Below are 20090 nucleotides of genomic sequence, written 5' to 3' on the forward strand. Positions count from 1 at the left end.
GTAATAACAACACTCATATAAAGAATAAGGTTTTTACAACCAAAAAAGAAGGTCGTTATGAATCGTTTTATTATGGCCAACAGTCAGCAATGTCTGGGTTGTCATGCTTGTGAAATCGCCTGTGTCATGGCTCACAATGACGAGCAACATGTCCTGAGCCAACACCATTTTCATCCCCGAATTACGGTTATCAAACATCAGCAGCAACGTAGTGCCGTGACCTGTCACCATTGTGAAGATGCGCCCTGCGCCCGTAGCTGCCCTAATGGCGCAATCAGCCACGTTGATGACAGCATTCAGGTCAATCAGCAAAAGTGTATTGGCTGTAAATCCTGCGTGGTGGCCTGTCCATTTGGTACGATGCAAATCGTTCTGACACCCGTTGCGGCAGGAAAAGTAAAAGCCACGGCGCATAAATGCGACCTTTGTGCAGGGCGCGAAAACGGTCCTGCCTGTGTCGAAAATTGCCCGGCGGACGCGCTGCAACTGGTCACTGACGCCGCACTCTCCGGCATGGCGAAATCCCGCCGCTTGCGCACCGCACGTCAGGAACATCAACCGTGGCATGCCAGTACCGCGGCGCAAGAAATGCCGGTAATGAGTAAAGTCGAGCAAATGCAGGCAACGCCCGCGCGTGGCGAGCCAGATAAACTGGCGATTGAAGCGCGCAAAACCGGTTTTGATGAAATTTATCTGCCATTCCGTGCCGATCAGGCACAACGGGAAGCCTCGCGCTGCCTTAAGTGCGGCGAGCACAGCGTTTGTGAATGGACCTGCCCGCTGCATAACCATATACCGCAGTGGATTGAACTGGTGAAAGCCGGAAACATCGACGCCGCCGTCGAGCTTTCTCACCAGACCAACACCCTGCCGGAAATTACCGGACGCGTTTGCCCGCAAGACCGTTTGTGTGAAGGTGCCTGTACTATTCGCGATGAGCACGGCGCAGTAACTATCGGTAACATTGAACGCTACATTTCAGATCAGGCGTTGGCGAAAGGTTGGCGTCCTGACTTAAGCCATGTCACCAAAGTGGACAAGCGGGTGGCGATTATCGGTGCGGGTCCGGCAGGGCTGGCCTGTGCAGATGTTCTGACCCGCAATGGCGTGGCGGTGACGGTGTACGATCGCCATCCAGAAATCGGTGGCTTGCTCACTTTCGGCATTCCTTCTTTCAAACTGGATAAATCCCTGCTGGCACGCCGTCGGGAAATCTTCAGCGCGATGGGGATTCACTTCGAACTCAATTGTGAAGTGGGTAAAGATGTCTCTTTGAATTCGCTTTTGGAACAATACGACGCGGTCTTCGTTGGCGTAGGCACTTACCGTTCCATGAAAGCGGGTTTACCCAATGAAGATGCGCCGGGCGTTTATGACGCGCTGCCGTTCCTCATCGCCAACACTAAACAGGTGATGGGACTCGAAGAGCTACCGGAAGAGCCGTTTATCAATACCGCCGGACTTAACGTCGTGGTACTGGGCGGCGGCGACACCGCGATGGACTGTGTGCGTACCGCGCTGCGCCATGGCGCGAGTAACGTCACCTGCGCTTATCGTCGTGATGAAGCTAACATGCCAGGCTCGAAGAAAGAGGTGAAGAACGCCCGTGAAGAGGGGGCCAACTTCGAATTTAACGTCCAGCCGGTGGCGCTTGAGCTGAATGAACAAGGTCACGTCTGCGGGATTCGTTTCCTGCGCACGCGTCTTGGCGAGCCGGATGCCCAGGGACGTCGGCGTCCAGTGCCGGTGGAAGGCAGTGAATTTGTCATGCCAGCCGATGCGGTGATTATGGCGTTTGGCTTCAATCCGCACGGGATGCCGTGGCTGGAGTCGCACGGTGTAACGGTAGACAAATGGGGCCGCATCATCGCGGATGTGGAAAGCCAGTACCGTTACCAGACCACGAATCCGAAAATCTTCGCCGGTGGTGACGCCGTGCGTGGTGCGGATCTGGTGGTTACCGCAATGGCAGAAGGACGTCATGCGGCACAGGGGATCATTGACTGGCTGGGCGTAAAATCAGTCAAATCTCACTGATAGCCTGCGCAGACAAACCCGACTTCACAGCGTAAGATAATTGTTCATTTCGCGCTGTGGAGTCGGTATGACGCAACAAATCACCCTCGTTAAAGACAAAATTCTCTCCGATAACTATTTCACCCTGCACAACATTACTTACGATCTCACGCGCAAAGATGGCGAAGTTATCCGCCATAAACGTGAAGTTTACGATCGCGGTAATGGTGCGACGATCCTCCTGTACAACGCGAAGAAAAAGACCGTGGTTCTGATTCGCCAGTTCCGCGTCGCTACCTGGGTTAATGGCAATGAAAGCGGGCAACTGATTGAAACCTGCGCCGGGCTGCTGGATAACGACGAACCGGAAGTGTGCATTCGCAAAGAAGCGATTGAAGAGACGGGCTATGAAGTTGGCGAAGTCCGCAAATTATTTGAACTGTATATGTCGCCAGGCGGTGTGACTGAGCTAATCCACTTTTTTATCGCCGAATACAGTGACAGCCAGCGCGCTAACGCCGGTGGTGGTGTCGAAGATGAAGATATTGAAGTGCTTGAGCTGCCGTTCAGCCAGGCGCTGGAGATGATTAAAACCGGCGAGATACGTGACGGTAAGACGGTGTTATTGCTTAACTATTTGCAAATGTCACATTTAATGGACTGAAAAATAACAATAATATTTCGTTGTTTATTATTGGCTCAATCCGACAAATCCGATTGAGCCGCGCTACCTGCGCAACGAAGATACGACTTGTGCTGTTTGTTTGAACTTCTGGGGTCGTACCGTCCATGCGATATCGCATTTTCCTTCTCTTTTTTTTCGCTTTGTTGCCGATGTCTTTGGTGTGGGCGGCACCAGCGCAACGGGCGTTTTCCGACTGGCAGGTCACCTGTAATAATCAAAATTTCTGTGTAGCGCGCAATACGGGCGATCATAATGGACTGGTGATGACCCTGAGCCGCAGCGCCGGGGCGCATACCGATGCCGTTTTACGTATTGAGCGCGGCGGGTTGAAGTCGCCGGATGCGTCAGAAGGGGAGATAGCGCCACGGCTGCTGTTAGATGGTGAGCCGTTGGCGTTAAGTGGTGACAAGTGGCGGATTTCACCATGGTTATTAGTAACCGATGATACGGCAACCATCACCGCGTTTTTGCAGATGATTCAGGAAGGGAGGGCGATCACCTTACGCGACGGCAATCAGACTATTTCTCTGAGTGGCTTAAAAGCGGCGTTGTTGTTTATTGATGCCCAGCAAAAGCGCGTTGGCAGTGAGACCGCGTGGATAAAGAAAGGGGACGAACCGCCGCTCAGCGTACCGCCAGCGCCTGCGCTGAAAGAGGTCGCGGTGGTTAACCCAACGCCGACGCCACTCTCACTCGAAGAACGTAACGATTTGCTGGATTATGGAAACTGGCGGATGAATGGTCTGCGCTGTTCGCTTGATCCGTTACGTCGTGAGGTGAATGTCACTGCGCTGACCGATGATAAAGCGCTGATGATGATTAGCTGTGAGGCAGGGGCCTATAACACCATTGATTTGGCATGGATTGTGTCGCGTAAAAAGCCGCAGGCCTCGCGCCCGGTACGGTTGCGTTTGCCGTTCAACAACGGTCAGGAGACCAATGAACTGGAACTGATGAACGCAACATTCGATGAAAAATCGCGTGAACTGGTGACCTTAGCAAAAGGGCGCGGATTAAGCGATTGTGGCATTCAGGCGCGCTGGCGCTTTGACGGTCAGCGTTTTCGCCTGGTGCGTTACGCCGCAGAACCCACCTGCGATAACTGGCATGGGCCAGACGCCTGGCCCACGTTGTGGATCACCCGTTAAACAAAATGGCGGGGACATGTAGACCGGATAAGACGCACCAGCGTCACATCCGACAATCAGCATCCGGCGATCACCATCAGGCACCTTTCACTCCCAGTACCTTATGCGCTTTTGCCACAATATTCTCGGCGGTAAAGCCAAAGAACGGGAACAGCTTATCCGCCGGAGCTGATTCCCCATAACCTGTCATCCCGACAATTGCCCCTTTCAGGCCAACATATTTGTACCAGTAATCGGCAATACCCGCTTCTACTGCCACGCGGGCAGAAACATTTGAAGGCAGTACCGACTCCCGATATTTCTCATCCTGGGCATCGAAAATATCGGTCGAGGGCAGGGAAACTACGCGAACATTGCGACCTTCTCCCGCTAATTTCTCTGCCGCTTGCAGGGTGATTTCCATCTCTGAACCGGTGGCAATCAGAATAATATCTGGCTTACCGCCGCTGTCTTTCAGCACATAACCGCCACGAGCAATCTCTTTAACCTGATCCGGTGTTCGTTCTACCTGTGCCAGATTCTGCCTGGAGAGGATCAGTGCTGTCGGTCCGTTGTGGCGCTCAACCGCCAGCTTCCAGCCAACCGCCGCTTCCACCTGATCGCACGGTCGCCAGGTGCTGAAATTTGGCGTTAAGCGCAGACTAGCCAGTTGCTCAACAGCCTGGTGCGTCGGACCATCTTCGCCCAGACCAATTGAGTCGTGGGTATAAACCATAATCTGCCGCGCTTTCATCAGTGCCGCCATCCGCGCGGCGTTACGGGCGTATTCAACAAACATCAGGAACGTCGCGGTATACGGCACAAAGCCGCCGTGGTGCGCGATGCCGTTGGCGATAGCGGTCATACCAAATTCACGCACCCCGTAGTGAATGTAGTTGCCCGCCGGATCTTCCTTCAGCGAAACAGAACCTTTCCAGATGGTCAGGTTGCTGGGAGCCAGATCCGCCGAACCGCCGAGCAACTCAGGCAGCATCGGCCCGTAAGCGTTAAGCGTATTTTGCGAAGCCTTACGGGTAGCGATTTTCGCCGGATTCGCCTGCAACTCATTGATATATTTCTGAGTCGTTTTCTCCCAGTCCTTCGGCAAACCGCCGCTCATCCGACGGGTAAACTCTTCTGCCAGTTGCGGATGAGCCTTTTTATAGGCGGCAAACTTCTCATTCCAGCTCTGCTGCGCTTTTTCGCCTTTTTCGCGGGCATCCCAGGCGTGATAAATCTCTTTAGGGATCTCAAATGGCGGATGGTGCCAGCCCAGTTTTTGCCGTGCCAGAGCTACTTCTTCTTCCCCCAGCGGTGCGCCGTGCGCCTCTTCCTTACCTGCTTTATTCGGCGAACCAAAGCCAATCACCGTACGGCAGATAATCAGCGACGGCTTATCTTTCACGCTTTGCGCTTCAAGGATCGCTTCCTTCACCGCCTGCGGATCGTGGCCGTCGATCTCGTGGACCACATGCCAGTGATAGGCTTCAAAACGTTTTGCCGTATCGTCGGTAAACCAGCCTTCGGTTTCACCGTCGATGGAAATACCGTTGTGATCGTAAAAACCAATCAGCTTGCCCAGCCCCAGCGTGCCCGCCAGCGAACAGACTTCGTGAGAGATACCTTCCATCAGGCAGCCGTCGCCCATAAACACATAGGTGAAGTGATCGACAATTTCATGATCCGGCTGATTAAATTGCGCCGCCAGCGTACGCTCTGCTATCGCCAGCCCGACGGCGTTCGCCAAACCTTGTCCAAGAGGACCGGTGGTGGTTTCAACACCTGGCGTATAACCGATTTCCGGGTGACCAGGGGTTTTCGAATGCAACTGACGGAAGTTCTTCAGTTCTTCCAGTGGCAGGTCGTAACCGGTCAGATGCAGCAAACTGTAGAGCAGCATCGACGCGTGACCGTTGGAAAGAATAAAGCGGTCGCGATCATACCAGGTTGGGTCGGTAGGGTTATGTTTAAGAAAATCGTTCCACAGCACTTCGGCAATATCAGCCATGCCCATCGGCGCGCCGGGATGACCAGAATTGGCTTTTTGTACCGCATCCATACTGAGTGCGCGAATCGCATTGGCAAGGTCTTTTCGGGACATATAACACTCCGTGGCTGGTTTATAGTTTGGCGGCAAGAAGATCTTCCAGTTTGCGTTGATCAACGGCGAACAGACGAATGCCTTCAGACAGTTTTTCTACCGCCATCGCATCCTGATTGTGCTCCCAACGGAACTCTGCTTCGCTCATGGGAGCTGGGCGTGGGAACGTCTGAGAAGGTGGGATTAATTTACGTACCACTGGCGAAACTTTTTCCTGTAGCTCCTTCAGCAAATTCGGTGCGATAGTCAGTCGGTCGCAGCCGGTTAAGGCGAGGATTTGTTCGGTGCGACGGAAGCTCGCGCCCATCACAATGGTTTCATAGTGGTGTTGCTTATAGTAGTCGTAGATATTGCGTACTGATTTAACGCCTGGATCTTCTTCCACCACATACGGGTCCATCGGCTTGCGTGCCTGATACCAGTCATAAATACGCCCGACAAATGGCGAAATCAGAAAAACGCCTGCTTCTGCACAGGCCCGCGCCTGTGCAAAAGAAAACAGCAGCGTCAGGTTGCAGTTAATACCTTCTTTTTCCAGCTCTTCTGCCGCGCGAATTCCTTCCCAGGTCGAAGCCAGCTTGATCAGAATGCGCGATTTCTCAACGCCTTGTTGCTGATACAAATCCACCAGATGGCGCGCCTTCTCAATACTCTTTTCTTTATCAAAAGAGAGGCGTGCATCAACTTCTGTTGACACGCGACCGGGTACGATTTTGAGAATTTCAGCACCGAAATTGACCGCCAGTTTGTCACACGCTGCGACCACCTGTTGTTCCTGGGTCTTGCCATTTTTTTTACCCCAGGCGATAGCATCGTCTATTAAATGCTCATATTGTGATAATCCGGCAGCCTTGAGTAACAGCGAAGGATTGGTGGTGGCATCCTGGGGATGATAATGGCGAATGGACTCAATATCGCCGCTGTCTGCCACGACAGTGGTGAACTGTTTGATGCCGTCTAACTCGTTCATAGGAAATACTCCTTGAAAAGTAAAGTGTTAGATGAGTGCGTTAATTCACACTTCTGAGAAATTTCGCTAAACGCATCAAAAAAGCATAGCAGACAGGCATGGTATTGCTGGATTAAGCAGGTAACATCAGTGTTATATGATTATTACCAAAACATTATATTAATGGTGAGAGTTTGGACTTGCTCAAAGTCTGTAGACTCCGGCAGGGTAATAATGTGCGCCACGTTGTGGGCAGGGGCTGTTGCCCACACAATTTATTTGTGAACGTTACGTGAAAGGAACAACCAAATGGATGACCAGTTAAAACAAAGTGCACTTGATTTCCATGAATTTCCAGTTCCAGGGAAAATCCAGGTTTCTCCAACCAAGCCTCTGGCAACGCAGCGCGATCTGGCGCTGGCCTACTCACCAGGCGTTGCCGCACCTTGTCTTGAAATCGAAAAAGACCCGTTAAAAGCCTACAAATATACCGCGCGCGGTAACCTGGTAGCGGTGATCTCTAACGGTACGGCGGTGCTGGGGTTAGGCAACATTGGCGCGCTGGCAGGCAAACCGGTGATGGAAGGCAAGGGCGTTCTGTTTAAGAAATTCGCCGGGATTGATGTATTTGACATTGAAGTTGATGAACTCGACCCGGACAAATTTATTGAAGTCGTCGCTGCGCTCGAACCGACCTTCGGCGGCATCAACCTCGAAGACATTAAAGCGCCAGAATGTTTCTATATTGAACAGAAACTGCGCGAGCGGATGAATATTCCGGTATTCCACGACGATCAGCACGGCACGGCAATTATCAGCACTGCCGCCATCCTCAACGGCTTGCGCGTGGTGGAGAAAAACATCTCCGACGTGCGGATGGTGGTTTCTGGCGCGGGTGCCGCAGCAATCGCCTGTATGAACCTGCTGGTAGCGCTGGGTCTGCAAAAACATAACATCGTGGTTTGCGATTCAAAAGGCGTTATCTATCAGGGCCGTGAGCCAAACATGGCGGAAACCAAAGCCGCATATGCGGTGGTGGATGACGGCAAACGAACCCTCGATGATGTGATTGAAGGCGCGGATATTTTCCTCGGCTGTTCCGGCCCGAAAGTGCTGACCCAGGAAATGGTGAAGAAAATGGCCCGTGCGCCAATGATCCTGGCGCTGGCGAACCCGGAACCGGAAATTCTGCCGCCGCTGGCGAAAGAAGTGCGTCCGGATGCCATCATCTGTACCGGTCGTTCCGACTACCCGAACCAGGTGAACAACGTCCTTTGCTTCCCGTTTATCTTCCGTGGCGCGCTGGACGTTGGCGCAACCGCCATCAACGAAGAGATGAAACTGGCGGCGGTACGCGCGATTGCAGAACTGGCCCATGCGGAACAGAGTGAAGTGGTGGCTTCAGCGTATGGCGATCAGGATCTGAGCTTTGGTCCGGAATACATCATTCCAAAACCGTTTGATCCGCGCTTGATCGTTAAGATCGCTCCTGCGGTGGCGAAAGCGGCGATGGAGTCGGGCGTGGCGACGCGTCCGATTGCTGATTTCGACGTCTACATCGACAAGCTGACGGAGTTCGTTTACAAAACCAACCTGTTTATGAAGCCGATTTTCTCCCAGGCTCGCAAAGCGCCGAAGCGCGTAGTTCTGCCGGAAGGGGAAGAGGCGCGCGTTCTACATGCCACTCAGGAACTGGTAACGCTGGGACTGGCGAAACCGATCCTTATTGGTCGTCCGAACGTGATCGAAATGCGCATTCAGAAACTGGGCTTGCAGATCAAGGCGGGCGTTGATTTTGAGATCGTCAATAACGAATCCGATCCGCGCTTTAAGGAGTACTGGACCGAATACTTCCAGATCATGAAGCGTCGCGGTGTCACTCAGGAGCAGGCGCAGCGTGCGCTGATCAGTAACCCGACAGTGATCGGCGCGATCATGGTTCAGCGTGGCGAAGCCGATGCAATGATTTGCGGTACGGTGGGCGATTATCATGAACACTTTAGCGTGGTGAAAAATGTCTTTGGTTATCGCGATGGCGTTCACACCGCAGGTGCAATGAACGCGCTGCTGTTGCCGAGTGGTAACACCTTTATTGCCGATACCTACGTCAATGATGAGCCTGATGCAGAAGAGCTGGCGGAGATCACCTTGATGGCGGCAGAAACTGTTCGTCGTTTTGGTATTGAGCCGCGTGTGGCTCTGTTGTCGCACTCCAACTTTGGTTCTTCTGACTGCCCGTCGTCGAGCAAAATGCGTCAGGCGCTGGAACTGGTCAGGGAACGTGCGCCAGAACTGATGATTGATGGTGAAATGCACGGCGATGCAGCGCTGGTGGAAGCGATTCGCAACGACCGTATGCCGGACAGCCCTTTGAAAGGTTCCGCTAATATTCTGGTGATGCCGAACATGGAAGCTGCCCGCATTAGTTACAACTTACTGCGTGTTTCCAGCTCGGAAGGTGTGACTGTCGGCCCGGTGCTGATGGGGGTGGCGAAGCCGGTTCACGTGTTAACGCCGATCGCATCGGTACGTCGTATCGTCAACATGGTGGCGCTGGCCGTGGTTGAAGCGCAAACCCAACCGCTGTAATTCTTTTTTAACTCTCACGCTTACCCTGAATATTCAGGGTAAGCGGTTTAGCTGCAATATATTAGTAAAGTTTATTACTGAGTTTGCGAATAATAAAAAAATCAGTATATAAAATATCTCGATATTATTTTATTTATATTCATGCGTTGTATATGAAAATTTATGCACCACAGCAAATATCTCTCCATTCTTAGTGATCTACCTCACCTTTTAAACGCGCTTGCCGAATTTTGTTATTTACTCTGACGAAAAATTGTCACGATACACGAAAGTTTTTCACAGGCGGCGACTCATGGATAAAGAACGCATCATTCAGGAATTTGTGCCCGGTAAACAGGTCACACTGGCGCATCTCATCGCGCATCCCGGCGAGGAACTGGCGAAGAAAATCGGCGTTCCGGATGCGGGCGCAATCGGCATTATGACGCTAACTCCCGGAGAAACGGCGATGATCGCCGGTGATTTAGCGTTGAAAGCCGCCGATGTGCATATCGGTTTTCTCGATCGTTTTAGTGGCGCGCTGGTGATTTATGGCTCGGTGGGCGCAGTAGAAGAAGCGTTATCACAAACCGTCAGTGGTTTAGGACGCTTATTAAATTATACGCTTTGTGAAATGACCAAAAGTTAATACGAGGCATTCATGAAACGAATTGCGTTTGTGGGTACCGTCGGGGCAGGAAAAACAACGTTATTTAATGCGTTGCAGGGGAATTATACCCTCGCAAGAAAAACACAGGCCGTGGAATTTAATGATAATGGCGATATTGATACGCCGGGTGAATATTTTAGCCATCCCCGCTGGTATCACGCCTTAATTACCACGCTACAGGATGTGGATATGCTGATCTATGTCCACGGCGCGAATGACCCGGAAAGTCGGTTGCCTGCCGGGTTGCTGGATATTGGCGTCAGCAAACGGCAAATCGCCGTCATCAGTAAAACGGACATGCCAGATGCTGACGTCGCCGCAACGCGAAAGTTATTGCTTGAGACGGGCTTCGAAGAGCCGATTTTCGAGCTAAACAGCCACGACCCGCAAAGCGTGCAGCAACTGGTGGATTATCTGGCATCTCTCACCAAACAGGAGGAAGCAGGTGAAAAAACTCATCACAGCGAATGATATTCGTGAAGCACACGCGCGCGGCGAACTGGCAATGTCCGTGGTTCTGCGCGCCAGCATTATTACCCCGGAAGCTCGTGAAGTGGCTGATCTGTTGGGTTTTACCATCACCGAATGTGATGAATCGATCCCGGTAACGGCGTCTGTTCCCGCCAGCGCATCAGCCGATAAAACCGAAAGCCAGCGCATCCGTGAAACCATTATCGCCCAACTGCCGGAAGGTCAGTTTACCGAAAGCCTGGTCGCGCAGCTGATGGAAAAAGTGATGAAGGAAAAACAGTCGCTGGAACAGGGTGCACTGCAGCCGAGCTTTAAATCGGTGACCGGCAAAGGCGGCATCAAAGTTATTGATGGCAGCAGCGTCAAGTTTGGTCGTTTCGATGGCGCGGAACCGCACTGCGTAGGCTTGACTGATCTCGTGACCGGAGACGACGGCAGCAGTATGGCCGCTGGTTTCATGCAGTGGGAGAACGCCTTCTTTCCGTGGACCCTGAACTACGACGAAATCGACATGGTGCTGGAAGGGGAGCTGCATGTTCGCCACGAAGGCGAAACTATGATCGCCAAAGCGGGCGATGTGATGTTTATCCCGAAAGGCTCCAGCATCGAATTTGGTACGACATCCAGCGTGAAATTCCTGTATGTCGCCTGGCCGGCTAACTGGCAATCCTTATGAAAGATTTCATCACCGAAGCATGGCTAAGAGCGAACCATACGCTCAGCGAAGGCGCAGAGATCCATCTCCCTGCGGACAGTCGCCTGACGCCCTCTGCCCGGGAGTTACTGGAAAGCCGCCATCTGCGCATCAAGTTTATTGACGAGCAGGGCCGCCTGTTTGTTGACGATGAACAGCAGCAGCCGCAGCCCGTTCACGGGCTGACCAGTAGCGATGAACATCCGCAGGCGTGCTGCGAACTGTGCCGCCAGCCGGTGGCAAAAAAGCCGGATACGCTGACTCACCTGTCGGCGGAAAAAATGGTTGCCAAAAGCGATCCGCGTCTGGGTTTTCGCGCTGTTCTCGACAGCACCATTGCGCTGGCAGTGTGGCTGCAAATTGAACTGGCAGAACCGTGGCAGCCGTGGCTGGCGGACATCCGCTCGCGTCTTGGCAACATTATGCGTGCCGATGCGCTGGGGGAACCGCTGGGCGAGCAAGCGATTGTCGGGCTTTCTGACGAAGATCTGCATCGGCTTTCTCACCAGCCGCTGCGTTATCTCGACCACGATCATCTGGTGCCGGAAGCCAGCCACGGGCGCGATGCGGCGTTGCTCAATCTGCTACGCACCAAAGTGCGGGAAACAGAAACCGTAGCGGCGCAGGTCTTTATCACCCGCAGCTTTGAAGTATTACGCCCGGACATTTTGCAGGCGCTGAACCGCCTTTCCAGCACGGTCTACGTGATGATGATCCTGAGCGTAACGAAGCAGCCGCTAACGGTGAAGCAGATCCAACAACGACTGGGGGAAACGCAATGATTATTAAACGTTGTCGTGAACTGGCGTTGCGAGCGCCCGCCAGAGTAGTTTTTCCGGATGCGTTAGATCAACGTGTGCTGAAAGCTGCGCAATATTTACATCAACAAGGTCTGGCAACGCCCATTCTGGTCGCCAATCCGTTTGAACTTCGTCAGTTTGCGCTCAGTCACGGCGTGGCGATGGACGGGCTACAGGTGATAGATCCGCATGGCAACCTCGCAATGCGGGAAGAATTTGCTCATCGCTGGCTGGCCCGCGCGGGCGAAAAAACGCCGCCGGATGCGCTGGAAAAACTTACCGATCCGCTGATGTTCGCCGCTGCAATGGTCAGCGCCGGTAAAGCGGATGTCTGTATCGCGGGCAACCTCTCTTCCACGGCGAATGTGCTGCGTGCCGGATTACGCATTATCGGCTTGCAGCCAGGCTGTAAAACGCTCTCATCCATTTTCCTGATGCTGCCACAGTACAGCGGTCCGGCGTTGGGTTTTGCCGATTGCAGCGTGGTGCCACAGCCGACGGCGGCACAACTGGCGGATATCGCGCTTGCCAGCGCCGAAACCTGGCGCGCCATCACCGGAGAAGAACCGCGCGTGGCGATGCTGTCGTTTTCCAGCAACGGTAGTGCCCGTCACCCCTGTGTTGCCAACGTCCAGCAGGCGACAGAAATCGTCCGTGAGCGCGCACCAAAGCTGGTTGTCGATGGCGAGTTGCAGTTTGACGCCGCCTTCGTGCCGGAAGTGGCGGCGCAAAAAGCGCCTGCCAGCCCGTTACAGGGCAAAGCTAATGTGATGGTTTTTCCGTCGCTGGAAGCCGGAAATATTGGCTACAAAATCGCACAACGACTTGGCGGATATCGTGCCGTCGGGCCATTGATACAAGGACTTGCCGCGCCGATGCACGATCTCTCTCGTGGTTGTAGCGTGCAGGAAATTATCGAACTGGCGCTGGTGGCAGCTGTGCCGCGTCAGACAGAAGTGAACCGCGAAAGCAGTTTACAAACACTGGTTGAATGAACGGTCCCGTTCTGGACCCTGATAAAGAGGAAAGCACAATGGAAGCATTAGGAATGATCGAAACCCGGGGCCTGGTTGCACTGATTGAGGCTTCTGACGCGATGGTTAAAGCTGCGCGCGTCAAGCTGGTTGGTGTTAAGCAGATTGGCGGCGGCCTGTGTACTGCCATGGTTCGTGGTGATGTTGCAGCCTGTAAAGCCGCGACCGATGCAGGTGCCGCAGCGGCACAGCGTATCGGCGAGCTGGTATCTGTACACGTTATCCCGCGTCCGCACGGCGACCTGGAAGAAGTCTTCCCGATCGGCCTGAAAGGCGATAGCAGCAACCTGTAATCACCCTGTGTGACGTCGATTCGGGCGTCACGCTCTCTCCTTTTTCATTTTACCTTCTGCGGAGGGTAGGGGGAGCTTTTACCTGAAATACGCCACGGAGGCGGGTATGAAACTGGCAGTCGTCACTGGACAAATTGTTTGTACCGTACGCCATCACGGACTGGCGCATGACAAATTGCTGATGGTGGAAATGATTGATCCACAAGGTAATCCTGACGGGCAATGCGCCGTCGCCATCGACAATATTGGCGCGGGAACCGGGGAGTGGGTGTTACTGGTGAGTGGCAGTTCCGCCCGCCAGGCGCATAAAAGCGAAACGTCACCGGTCGATCTGTGCGTGATTGGCATTGTCGATGAGGTGGTGTCTGGCGGTCAGGTCATTTTCCACAAATAAGGCAGAACATCATGAATCAACAGGATATTGAACAGGTGGTGAAAGCGGTACTGCTGAAAATGCAAAGCAGTGACACGCCGCCCGCCGCCGTTCATGAGATGGGCGTTTTCGCGTCCCTGGATGACGCCGTTGCGGCAGCCAAAGTCGCCCAGCAAGGGTTAAAAAGCGTGGCAATGCGCCAGTTAGCCATTGCTGCCATTCGTGAAGCAGGCGAAAAACACGCCAGAGATTTAGCGGAACTTGCCGTCAGTGAAACCGGCATGGGGCGCGTTGAAGATAAATTTGCCAAAAACGTCGCTCAGGCGCGCGGCACACCAGGCGTTGAGTGCCTCTCTCCGCAAGTGCTGACTGGCGACAACGGCCTGACCCTGATTGAAAACGCACCCTGGGGCGTGGTGGCTTCAGTGACGCCTTCCACTAACCCGGCGGCAACCGTAATTAACAACGCCATCAGCCTGATTGCCGCGGGCAACAGCGTCATTTTTGCCCCGCATCCGGCGGCGAAAAAAGTCTCCCAGCGGGCGATTACGCTGCTCAACCTGGCGATTGTTGCCGCAGGCGGGCCGGAAAACTTACTGGTTACCGTAACAAATCCGGATATCGAAACCGCGCAACGCTTGTTCAAGTTTCCGGGCATCGGCCTTTTGGTGGTGACCGGCGGCGAAGCGGTAGTAGAAGCGGCGCGTAAACACACCAATAAACGTCTGATTGCCGCAGGCGCTGGCAACCCGCCGGTAGTGGTGGATGAAACCGCCGACCTCGCCCGTGCTGCTCAGTCCATCGTCAAAGGCGCTTCTTTCGATAACAACATCATTTGTGCCGACGAAAAGGTACTGATTGTTGTTGATAGCGTAGCCGATGAACTGATGCGTCTGATGGAAGGCCAGCATGCGGTGAAACTGACCGCAGAGCAGGCGCAGCAACTGCAATCGGTGTTGCTGAAAAATATCGACGAGCGCGGAAAAGGCACCGTCAGCCGTGACTGGGTTGGTCGCGATGCGGCGAAAATCGCGGCGGCAATCGGCCTTAAAGTTCCGGAACAAACGCGACTGCTGTTTGTAGAAACCACCGCAGAACATCCGTTTGCCGTGACCGAACTGATGATGCCGGTGCTGCCCGTCGTGCGCGTCGCCAACGTGGCGGATGCCATTGCGCTGGCGGTGAAACTGGAAGGCGGTTGCCACCACACGGCGGCAATGCACTCGCGCAATATCGAAAACATGAACCAGATGGCGAACGCCATTGATACCAGCATTTTCGTTAAGAACGGACCGTGTATTGCCGGGCTGGGGCTGGGCGGGGAAGGCTGGACCACGATGACCATCACCACGCCAACCGGTGAAGGGGTAACCAGCGCGCGGACGTTTGTCCGTCTGCGTCGCTGTGTATTAGTCGATGCGTTTCGCATTGTTTAAGGAGTAACCGATGGCGCACGATGAACAATGGCTCACCCCACGTCTGCAAACGGCGGCAACGCTGTGTAACCAGACGCCCGCCGCGACGGAATCTCCGCTGTGGCTGGGGGTGGATCTGGGCACCTGCGATGTGGTGTCGATGGTTGTCGACCGCGACGGTCAGCCGGTGGCGGTATGCCTCGACTGGGCCGATGTGGTCCGCGACGGCATCGTCTGGGATTTCTTCGGTGCGGTCACCATTGTTCGTCGCCATCTCGACACCCTTGAGCAGCAATTCGGTCGCCGTTTTAGCCATGCGGCGACCTCATTTCCTCCTGGTACGGACCCGCGTATTTCCATCAACGTGCTGGAGTCTGCCGGACTGGAAGTGAGCCATGTGCTGGATGAGCCAACCGCAGTTGCGGATCTGCTGCAACTGGACAACGCCGGTGTAGTGGATATCGGCGGCGGCACTACCGGCATTGCCATCGTGAAAAAGGGCAAAGTGACGTACTCGGCGGATGAAGCCACCGGCGGACATCACATCTCTCTGACTCTCGCCGGAAATCGCCGTATTTCGCTGGAAGAGGCAGAGCAGTACAAACGCGGTCACGGTGACGAGATTTGGCCCGCGGTGAAACCGGTGTACGAAAAAATGGCGGACATTGTGGCCCGTCATATTGAAGGGCAGGGCATTACGGATTTATGGCTGGCGGGCGGTTCCTGTATGCAACCGGGCGTAGCGGCGCTGTTTTGCAAACAATTTCCGGCGTTACAGGTGCATTTACCGCAGCACAGTTTGTTTATGACCCCGCTGGCAATCGCCAGTAGTGGGCGAGAGAAAGCGGAGGGGCTATATGCAAAATGAATTGCAGACCGCGCTCTTTCAGGCGTTCGATACCCTGAATCTGCAACGGGTAAAAACATTTAGCGTTCCACCGGTGACGCTTTGCGGTCCGGGCGCGGTGAGCAGTTGTGGGCAGCAAGCGCAAACGCGTGGGTTGAAACATCTGTTCGTGATGGCAGACAGCTTTTTGCATCAGGCAGGGATGACCGCTGGGCTGACGCGTAGCCTGGCCGTTAAAGGTATCGCCATGACGCTCTGGCCATGTCCGGTGGGCGAACCGTGCATCACCGACGTGTGTGCAGCCGTGGCGCAGTTGCGTGAATCAGGTTGTGACGGGGTGATCGCGTTTGGCGGCGGCTCGGTGCTGGATGCGGCGAAAGCCGTGGCGTTGCTGGTGACGAACCCGGATAGCACGCTGGCAGAAATGTCAGAAACCAGCGTTCTGCAACCGCGCCTGCCGTTGATTGCCATTCCAACGACCGCCGGAACCGGCTCTGAAACCACCAACGTGACGGTGATTATCGATGCGGTAAGCGGGCGCAAACAGGTGTTAGCCCATGCCTCGCTGATGCCGGATGTCGCGATTCTCGACGCTGTGCTAACCGAAGGCGTGCCGTCGCATGTCACGGCGATGACTGGCATTGATGCGTTAACCCATGCCATTGAAGCGTACAGCGCGCTGAACGCTACACCGTTTACCGACAGCCTGGCGATTGGCGCCATTGCGATGATTGGTCAATCGCTGCCGAAAGCGGTGGGCTACGGTCACGACCTTGTCGCCCGCGAGAGCATGTTGCTGGCTTCATGTATGGCGGGAATGGCGTTTTCCAGCGCCGGGCTTGGGTTATGCCACGCGATGGCGCATCAGCCAGGGGCGGCGCTGCATATTCCGCACGGTCTGGCGAACGCCATGTTGCTGCCAACGGTGATGGAATTTAACCGGATGGTTTGTCGTGATCGGTTTAGTCAGATTGGTCGGGCGCTGCGAACTAAAAAATCCGACGATCGTGACGCTATTAATGCGGTAAGTGAGCTGATAGCGGAAGTTGGGATCAACAAGCGGCTGGCTGATGTGGGTGCAACAACCGGGCATTACGGTGCATGGGCGCAGGCCGCGCAGGAAGATATTTGTCTGCGCAGTAACCCGCGTACCGCCAGCCTCGAGCAGATTGTCGGCCTGTACGCAGCGGCGCAATAAATGCCGGATGCGACGCTTGCCGCGTCTTATCCGGCCTACGGGATTGCACATGTAGGGCGGATAAGGCGTTCACGCCGCATCCGCCAGTGGCGCGGTGCAATTGCCGGATGCGACGCTTGCCGCGTCTTATCTGGCCTTCGGGATTGCACATGTAGGGCGGATAAGGCGTTCACGCCGCATCCGCCAATAAATAACAACTAACAGGGAGTAAAGGCGATGGGAATTAACGAAATCATCATGTACATCATGATGTTCTTTATGCTGATAGCTGCCGTAGACAGGATCCTGTCGCAGTTCGGCGGTTCTGCTCGTTTCCTCGGTAAGTTCGGTAAAAGTATCGAAGGATCCGGCGGTCAGTTCGAAGAAGGCTTTATGGCAATGGGCGCTCTGGGCCTGGCTATGGTCGGTATGACCGCACTGGCACCGGTACTGGCCCACGTTCTCGGACCGGTGATTATCCCGGTTTACGAAATGCTCGGCGCAAACCCGTCAATGTTCGCCGGAACACTGCTGGCGTGCGATATGGGCGGCTTCTTCCTCGCCAAAGAGCTGGCGGGCGGTGACGTAGCAGCGTGGCTATACTCTGGGTTAATTCTCGGGTCGATGATGGGGCCAACGATTGTGTTTTCCATTCCGGTGGCGCTCGGCATTATCGAACCTTCTGACCGTCGTTATCTGGCGCTCGGCGTGCTGGCGGGCATAGTGACCATTCCGATTGGCTGTATCGCTGGTGGTCTGGTAGCGATGTACTCCGGTGTGCAGATCAACGGCCAGCCTGTTGAATTCACCTTTGCGCTGATCCTGATGAACATGATCCCGGTACTTATCGTTGCGGTGCTGGTGGCGCTGGGGCTGAAATTCATCCCGGAAAAAATGATCAACGGCTTCCAGATCTTCGCCAAATTCCTCGTTGCATTGATCACCCTCGGTCTTGCCGCTGCGGTAGTGAAATTCCTCCTTGGCTGGGAACTGATCCCGGGCCTTGATCCTATCTTTATGGCCCCTGGCGATAAACCCGGTGAAGTGATGCGCGCCATTGAAGTTATCGGCTCGATCTCCTGCGTTCTGTTAGGGGCGTATCCAATGGTACTGCTGCTGACTCGCTGGTTTGAAAAACCGCTGATGAGCGTCGGTAAGGTGCTGAATATGAACAATATCGCGGCAGCCGGCATGGTGGCAACGCTTGCCAACAACATTCCGATGTTTGGCATGATGAAGCAGATGGATACCCGCGGCAAAGTCATCAACTGTGCCTTCGCCGTTTCCGCTGCTTTCGCGCTGGGCGACCATTTAGGCTTCGCCGCTGCCAACATGAACGCCATGATCTTCCCGATGATTGTCGGCAAATTGATCGGCGGCGTAACGGCAATTGGCGTGGCGATGATGCTGGTGCCAAAAGAAGACGCGAGCGCGGCTAAAACCGAAGCGGAGGCGCAATCGTGAACACTCGCCAGCTACTGAGCGTCGGTATCGATATCGGCACCACCACCACCCAGGTGATCTTCTCCCACCTGGAGCTGGTTAACCGTGCGGCGGTGTCGCAGGTGCCGCGCTACGAATTCATCAAACGCGAAATTAGCTGGCAAAGCCCGGTGTTCTTTACCCCTGTCGATAAACAGGGTGGTTTAAAAGAAGCGGAACTGAAAACCTTAATCCTCGAGCAATATCAGGCTGCGGGCATTGCGCCGGAAAGCGTTGATTCTGGTGCCATCATCATCACCGGTGAAAGCGCGAAAACCCGCAACGCTCGCCCGGCGGTGATGGCGCTCTCTCGGTCGCTGGGCGATTTTGTCGTCGCCAGCGCCGGGCCGCATCTCGAATCCGTGATCGCCGGTCACGGTGCCGGGGCGCAAACCCTTTCTGAACAACGGCTGTGTCGGGTACTGAATATCGACATCGGCGGTGGCACCGCGAACTACGCCCTGTTCGATGCCGGAAAAATCAGCGGCACTGCCTGCCTCAACGTCGGCGGTCGCCTGCTGGAAACCGACAGCCAGGGGCGCGTGGTTTACGCTCATAAACCGGGGCAGATGATTGTGGATGAGTGCTTCGGCCCAGGCACTGACGCCCGTTCGCTGACCGGCGCGCAATTGGCGCAGGTTACCCGCCGGATGGCGGAACTGATTGTCGAAGTGATTGACGGAACGCTCTCGCCGCTCGCGCAGGCATTGATGCAAACCGGTTTGCTGCCCGCAGGTGTTACGCCCGAAATCATTACGCTTTCTGGCGGGGTAGGCGAATGTTATCGCCACCAGCCCGCCGACCCGTTCTGTTTTGCCGATATCGGCCCGCTTCTGGCAACGGCGCTGCATGACCATCCGCGTCTGCGTGAGATGAACGTGCAGTTTCCGGCGCAAACCGTGCGCGCCACGGTGATTGGCGCGGGTGCACATACCCTTTCGCTCTCTGGCAGCACAATATGGCTGGAGGGCGTACAACTGCCGCTGCGCAATTTGCCGGTGGCGATCCCGATTGATGAAACGGATCTGGTCAGTGCCTGGCAACAGGCGCTGATTCAACTGGATCTTTGCCCCAAAACTGACGCGTACGTGCTGGCGCTTCCCGCCTCGCTGCCTGTGCGTTACGCCGCGGTACTGACGGTCATCAACGCGCTGGTCGATTTCGTCGCGCGTTTTCCGAATCCGCATCCCCTGCTGGTGGTGGCCGGGCAGGACTTTGGTAAAGCTCTGGGCATGTTGTTGCGCCCACAGCTACAACAACTCCCGTTGGCAGTCATTGACGAAGTGATTGTCCGCGCGGGGGACTATATCGACATTGGTACGCCTCTTTTTGGCGGATCGGTTGTGCCGGTGACGGTGAAATCACTCGCATTTCCTTCCTGAGGGAAC

At 54.7% G+C, this 20090-nt stretch carries 18 protein-coding genes; 16 read left to right on the plus strand and 2 right to left on the minus strand.

All coding sequences use genetic code 11. The features are described from left to right. Positions 1-57 precede the first annotated feature (57 nt). The 3 genes from aegA to ACJHX4_RS17835 all read left to right on the plus strand — a co-directional run bounded on the left by aegA (position 58) and on the right by ACJHX4_RS17835 (position 3849). Positions 58-2037, plus strand: a complete 1980-nt coding sequence (gene aegA / locus ACJHX4_RS17825) for a formate-dependent uric acid utilization protein AegA (protein WP_001078844.1) — start codon at positions 58-60, stop codon at positions 2035-2037. A 67-nt stretch (positions 2038-2104) separates the two neighbouring features. Beyond that, entirely contained in the window at positions 2105-2680 is a 576-nt protein-coding gene (nudK, locus tag ACJHX4_RS17830; RefSeq protein ID WP_001296284.1) for a GDP-mannose pyrophosphatase NudK, read from the plus strand. 125 nt (positions 2681-2805) lie between these two features. Then, on the plus strand, positions 2806-3849 hold the full coding sequence (locus ACJHX4_RS17835) for a DUF1176 domain-containing protein (RefSeq protein WP_001270494.1): 1044 nt from the start codon (positions 2806-2808) through the stop codon (positions 3847-3849). 76 nt (positions 3850-3925) lie between these two features. On the opposite strand, the gene tkt is transcribed toward ACJHX4_RS17835, so the two are convergent. Then, positions 3926-5929, minus strand: coding sequence for a transketolase (gene tkt, locus ACJHX4_RS17840; RefSeq protein ID WP_000087313.1), 2004 nt, complete (start codon positions 5927-5929; stop codon positions 3926-3928). A gap of 19 nt (positions 5930-5948) precedes the next feature. Then, positions 5949-6899, minus strand: coding sequence for a transaldolase (tal, locus tag ACJHX4_RS17845; RefSeq protein ID WP_001003709.1), 951 nt, complete (start codon positions 6897-6899; stop codon positions 5949-5951). Between the two features lie 288 nt (positions 6900-7187). Here tal and maeB point away from each other — a divergent pair, with 288 nt between their 5' ends. From maeB to eutA, 13 genes are all read left to right on the plus strand, one after another. Further along, a complete protein-coding gene (gene maeB / locus ACJHX4_RS17850) occupies positions 7188-9467 on the plus strand; it encodes an NADP-dependent oxaloacetate-decarboxylating malate dehydrogenase (RefSeq protein WP_000342643.1) in 2280 nt (759 codons plus the stop codon). 292 nt (positions 9468-9759) lie between these two features. Beyond that, positions 9760-10095 carry an ethanolamine utilization microcompartment protein EutS gene (eutS, locus tag ACJHX4_RS17855; RefSeq protein WP_000356956.1) on the plus strand — a complete coding sequence of 112 codons (336 nt, stop codon included), beginning with the start codon at positions 9760-9762 and terminating at the stop codon, positions 10093-10095. Between the two features lie 12 nt (positions 10096-10107). Continuing rightward, on the plus strand, positions 10108-10587 hold the full coding sequence (eutP, locus tag ACJHX4_RS17860) for an ethanolamine utilization acetate kinase EutP (protein WP_000820789.1): 480 nt from the start codon (positions 10108-10110) through the stop codon (positions 10585-10587). After that, positions 10562-11263, plus strand: a complete 702-nt coding sequence (eutQ, locus tag ACJHX4_RS17865; RefSeq protein ID WP_000733876.1) for an ethanolamine utilization acetate kinase EutQ — start codon at positions 10562-10564, stop codon at positions 11261-11263. Before eutP ends, eutQ begins: the two co-directional genes overlap by 26 nt. Further along, the gene (gene eutT / locus ACJHX4_RS17870) at positions 11260-12063 is read left to right on the plus strand and encodes an ethanolamine utilization cob(I)yrinic acid a,c-diamide adenosyltransferase EutT (RefSeq protein ID WP_000651309.1); all 804 of its coding nucleotides are present in this window, start codon (positions 11260-11262) and stop codon (positions 12061-12063) included. Before eutQ ends, eutT begins: the two co-directional genes overlap by 4 nt. Further along, entirely contained in the window at positions 12060-13076 is a 1017-nt protein-coding gene (gene pta, locus ACJHX4_RS17875; protein WP_000584522.1) for a phosphate acetyltransferase, read from the plus strand. The genes eutT and pta overlap by 4 nt, the downstream gene beginning before the upstream one ends. Before the next feature lie 38 nt (positions 13077-13114). Beyond that, positions 13115-13408: an ethanolamine utilization microcompartment protein EutM gene (gene eutM / locus ACJHX4_RS17880; protein WP_000387713.1), complete on the plus strand. Its 294-nt coding sequence runs from the start codon at positions 13115-13117 to the stop codon at positions 13406-13408. A gap of 106 nt (positions 13409-13514) precedes the next feature. Beyond that, positions 13515-13802, plus strand: a complete 288-nt coding sequence (eutN, locus tag ACJHX4_RS17885; protein ID WP_000762196.1) for an ethanolamine utilization microcompartment protein EutN — start codon at positions 13515-13517, stop codon at positions 13800-13802. A gap of 11 nt (positions 13803-13813) precedes the next feature. Further along, positions 13814-15217 carry an aldehyde dehydrogenase family protein gene (locus ACJHX4_RS17890; RefSeq protein ID WP_001075677.1) on the plus strand — a complete coding sequence of 468 codons (1404 nt, stop codon included), beginning with the start codon at positions 13814-13816 and terminating at the stop codon, positions 15215-15217. 10 nt (positions 15218-15227) lie between these two features. Beyond that, on the plus strand, positions 15228-16064 hold the full coding sequence (gene eutJ, locus ACJHX4_RS17895; RefSeq protein ID WP_000929721.1) for an ethanolamine utilization protein EutJ: 837 nt from the start codon (positions 15228-15230) through the stop codon (positions 16062-16064). Then, complete coding sequence (gene eutG / locus ACJHX4_RS17900) at positions 16054-17241, plus strand: ethanolamine utilization ethanol dehydrogenase EutG (protein WP_001296283.1); 1188 nt, start codon at positions 16054-16056, stop codon at positions 17239-17241. Before eutJ ends, eutG begins: the two co-directional genes overlap by 11 nt. Before the next feature lie 216 nt (positions 17242-17457). Next, positions 17458-18684 carry an ethanolamine utilization protein EutH gene (gene eutH / locus ACJHX4_RS17905; protein ID WP_000512385.1) on the plus strand — a complete coding sequence of 409 codons (1227 nt, stop codon included), beginning with the start codon at positions 17458-17460 and terminating at the stop codon, positions 18682-18684. Next, on the plus strand, positions 18681-20084 hold the full coding sequence (gene eutA / locus ACJHX4_RS17910) for an ethanolamine ammonia-lyase reactivating factor EutA (RefSeq protein WP_001097492.1): 1404 nt from the start codon (positions 18681-18683) through the stop codon (positions 20082-20084). The genes eutH and eutA overlap by 4 nt, the downstream gene beginning before the upstream one ends. Positions 20085-20090 lie beyond the last annotated feature (6 nt).

This window comes from Escherichia sp. WS2035, from assembly GCF_046487065.1.
Classification (GTDB): Bacteria; Pseudomonadota; Gammaproteobacteria; order Enterobacterales; family Enterobacteriaceae; genus Escherichia; species Escherichia coli.

What these genes read in the sequence shown, in the direction of transcription:
- eutN (WP_000762196.1), top strand. Translation starts at nt 13,515, where the DNA reads ATGAAACTGGCAGTCGTCACTGGACAAATTGTTTGTACCGTACGCCAT.
- pta (WP_000584522.1), top strand. Translation starts at nt 12,060, where the DNA reads ATGATTATTAAACGTTGTCGTGAACTGGCGTTGCGAGCGCCCGCCAGA.
- nudK (WP_001296284.1), top strand. Translation starts at nt 2,105, where the DNA reads ATGACGCAACAAATCACCCTCGTTAAAGACAAAATTCTCTCCGATAAC.
- eutJ (WP_000929721.1), top strand. Translation starts at nt 15,228, where the DNA reads ATGGCGCACGATGAACAATGGCTCACCCCACGTCTGCAAACGGCGGCA.
- ACJHX4_RS17835 (WP_001270494.1), top strand. Translation starts at nt 2,806, where the DNA reads ATGCGATATCGCATTTTCCTTCTCTTTTTTTTCGCTTTGTTGCCGATG.
- maeB (WP_000342643.1), top strand. Translation starts at nt 7,188, where the DNA reads ATGGATGACCAGTTAAAACAAAGTGCACTTGATTTCCATGAATTTCCA.
- eutM (WP_000387713.1), top strand. Translation starts at nt 13,115, where the DNA reads ATGGAAGCATTAGGAATGATCGAAACCCGGGGCCTGGTTGCACTGATT.
- aegA (WP_001078844.1), top strand. Translation starts at nt 58, where the DNA reads ATGAATCGTTTTATTATGGCCAACAGTCAGCAATGTCTGGGTTGTCAT.
- eutT (WP_000651309.1), top strand. Translation starts at nt 11,260, where the DNA reads ATGAAAGATTTCATCACCGAAGCATGGCTAAGAGCGAACCATACGCTC.
- eutP (WP_000820789.1), top strand. Translation starts at nt 10,108, where the DNA reads ATGAAACGAATTGCGTTTGTGGGTACCGTCGGGGCAGGAAAAACAACG.
- eutH (WP_000512385.1), top strand. Translation starts at nt 17,458, where the DNA reads ATGGGAATTAACGAAATCATCATGTACATCATGATGTTCTTTATGCTG.
- eutG (WP_001296283.1), top strand. Translation starts at nt 16,054, where the DNA reads ATGCAAAATGAATTGCAGACCGCGCTCTTTCAGGCGTTCGATACCCTG.
- tal (WP_001003709.1), bottom strand. Translation starts at nt 6,899, where the DNA reads ATGAACGAGTTAGACGGCATCAAACAGTTCACCACTGTCGTGGCAGAC.
- tkt (WP_000087313.1), bottom strand. Translation starts at nt 5,929, where the DNA reads ATGTCCCGAAAAGACCTTGCCAATGCGATTCGCGCACTCAGTATGGAT.
- eutS (WP_000356956.1), top strand. Translation starts at nt 9,760, where the DNA reads ATGGATAAAGAACGCATCATTCAGGAATTTGTGCCCGGTAAACAGGTC.
- ACJHX4_RS17890 (WP_001075677.1), top strand. Translation starts at nt 13,814, where the DNA reads ATGAATCAACAGGATATTGAACAGGTGGTGAAAGCGGTACTGCTGAAA.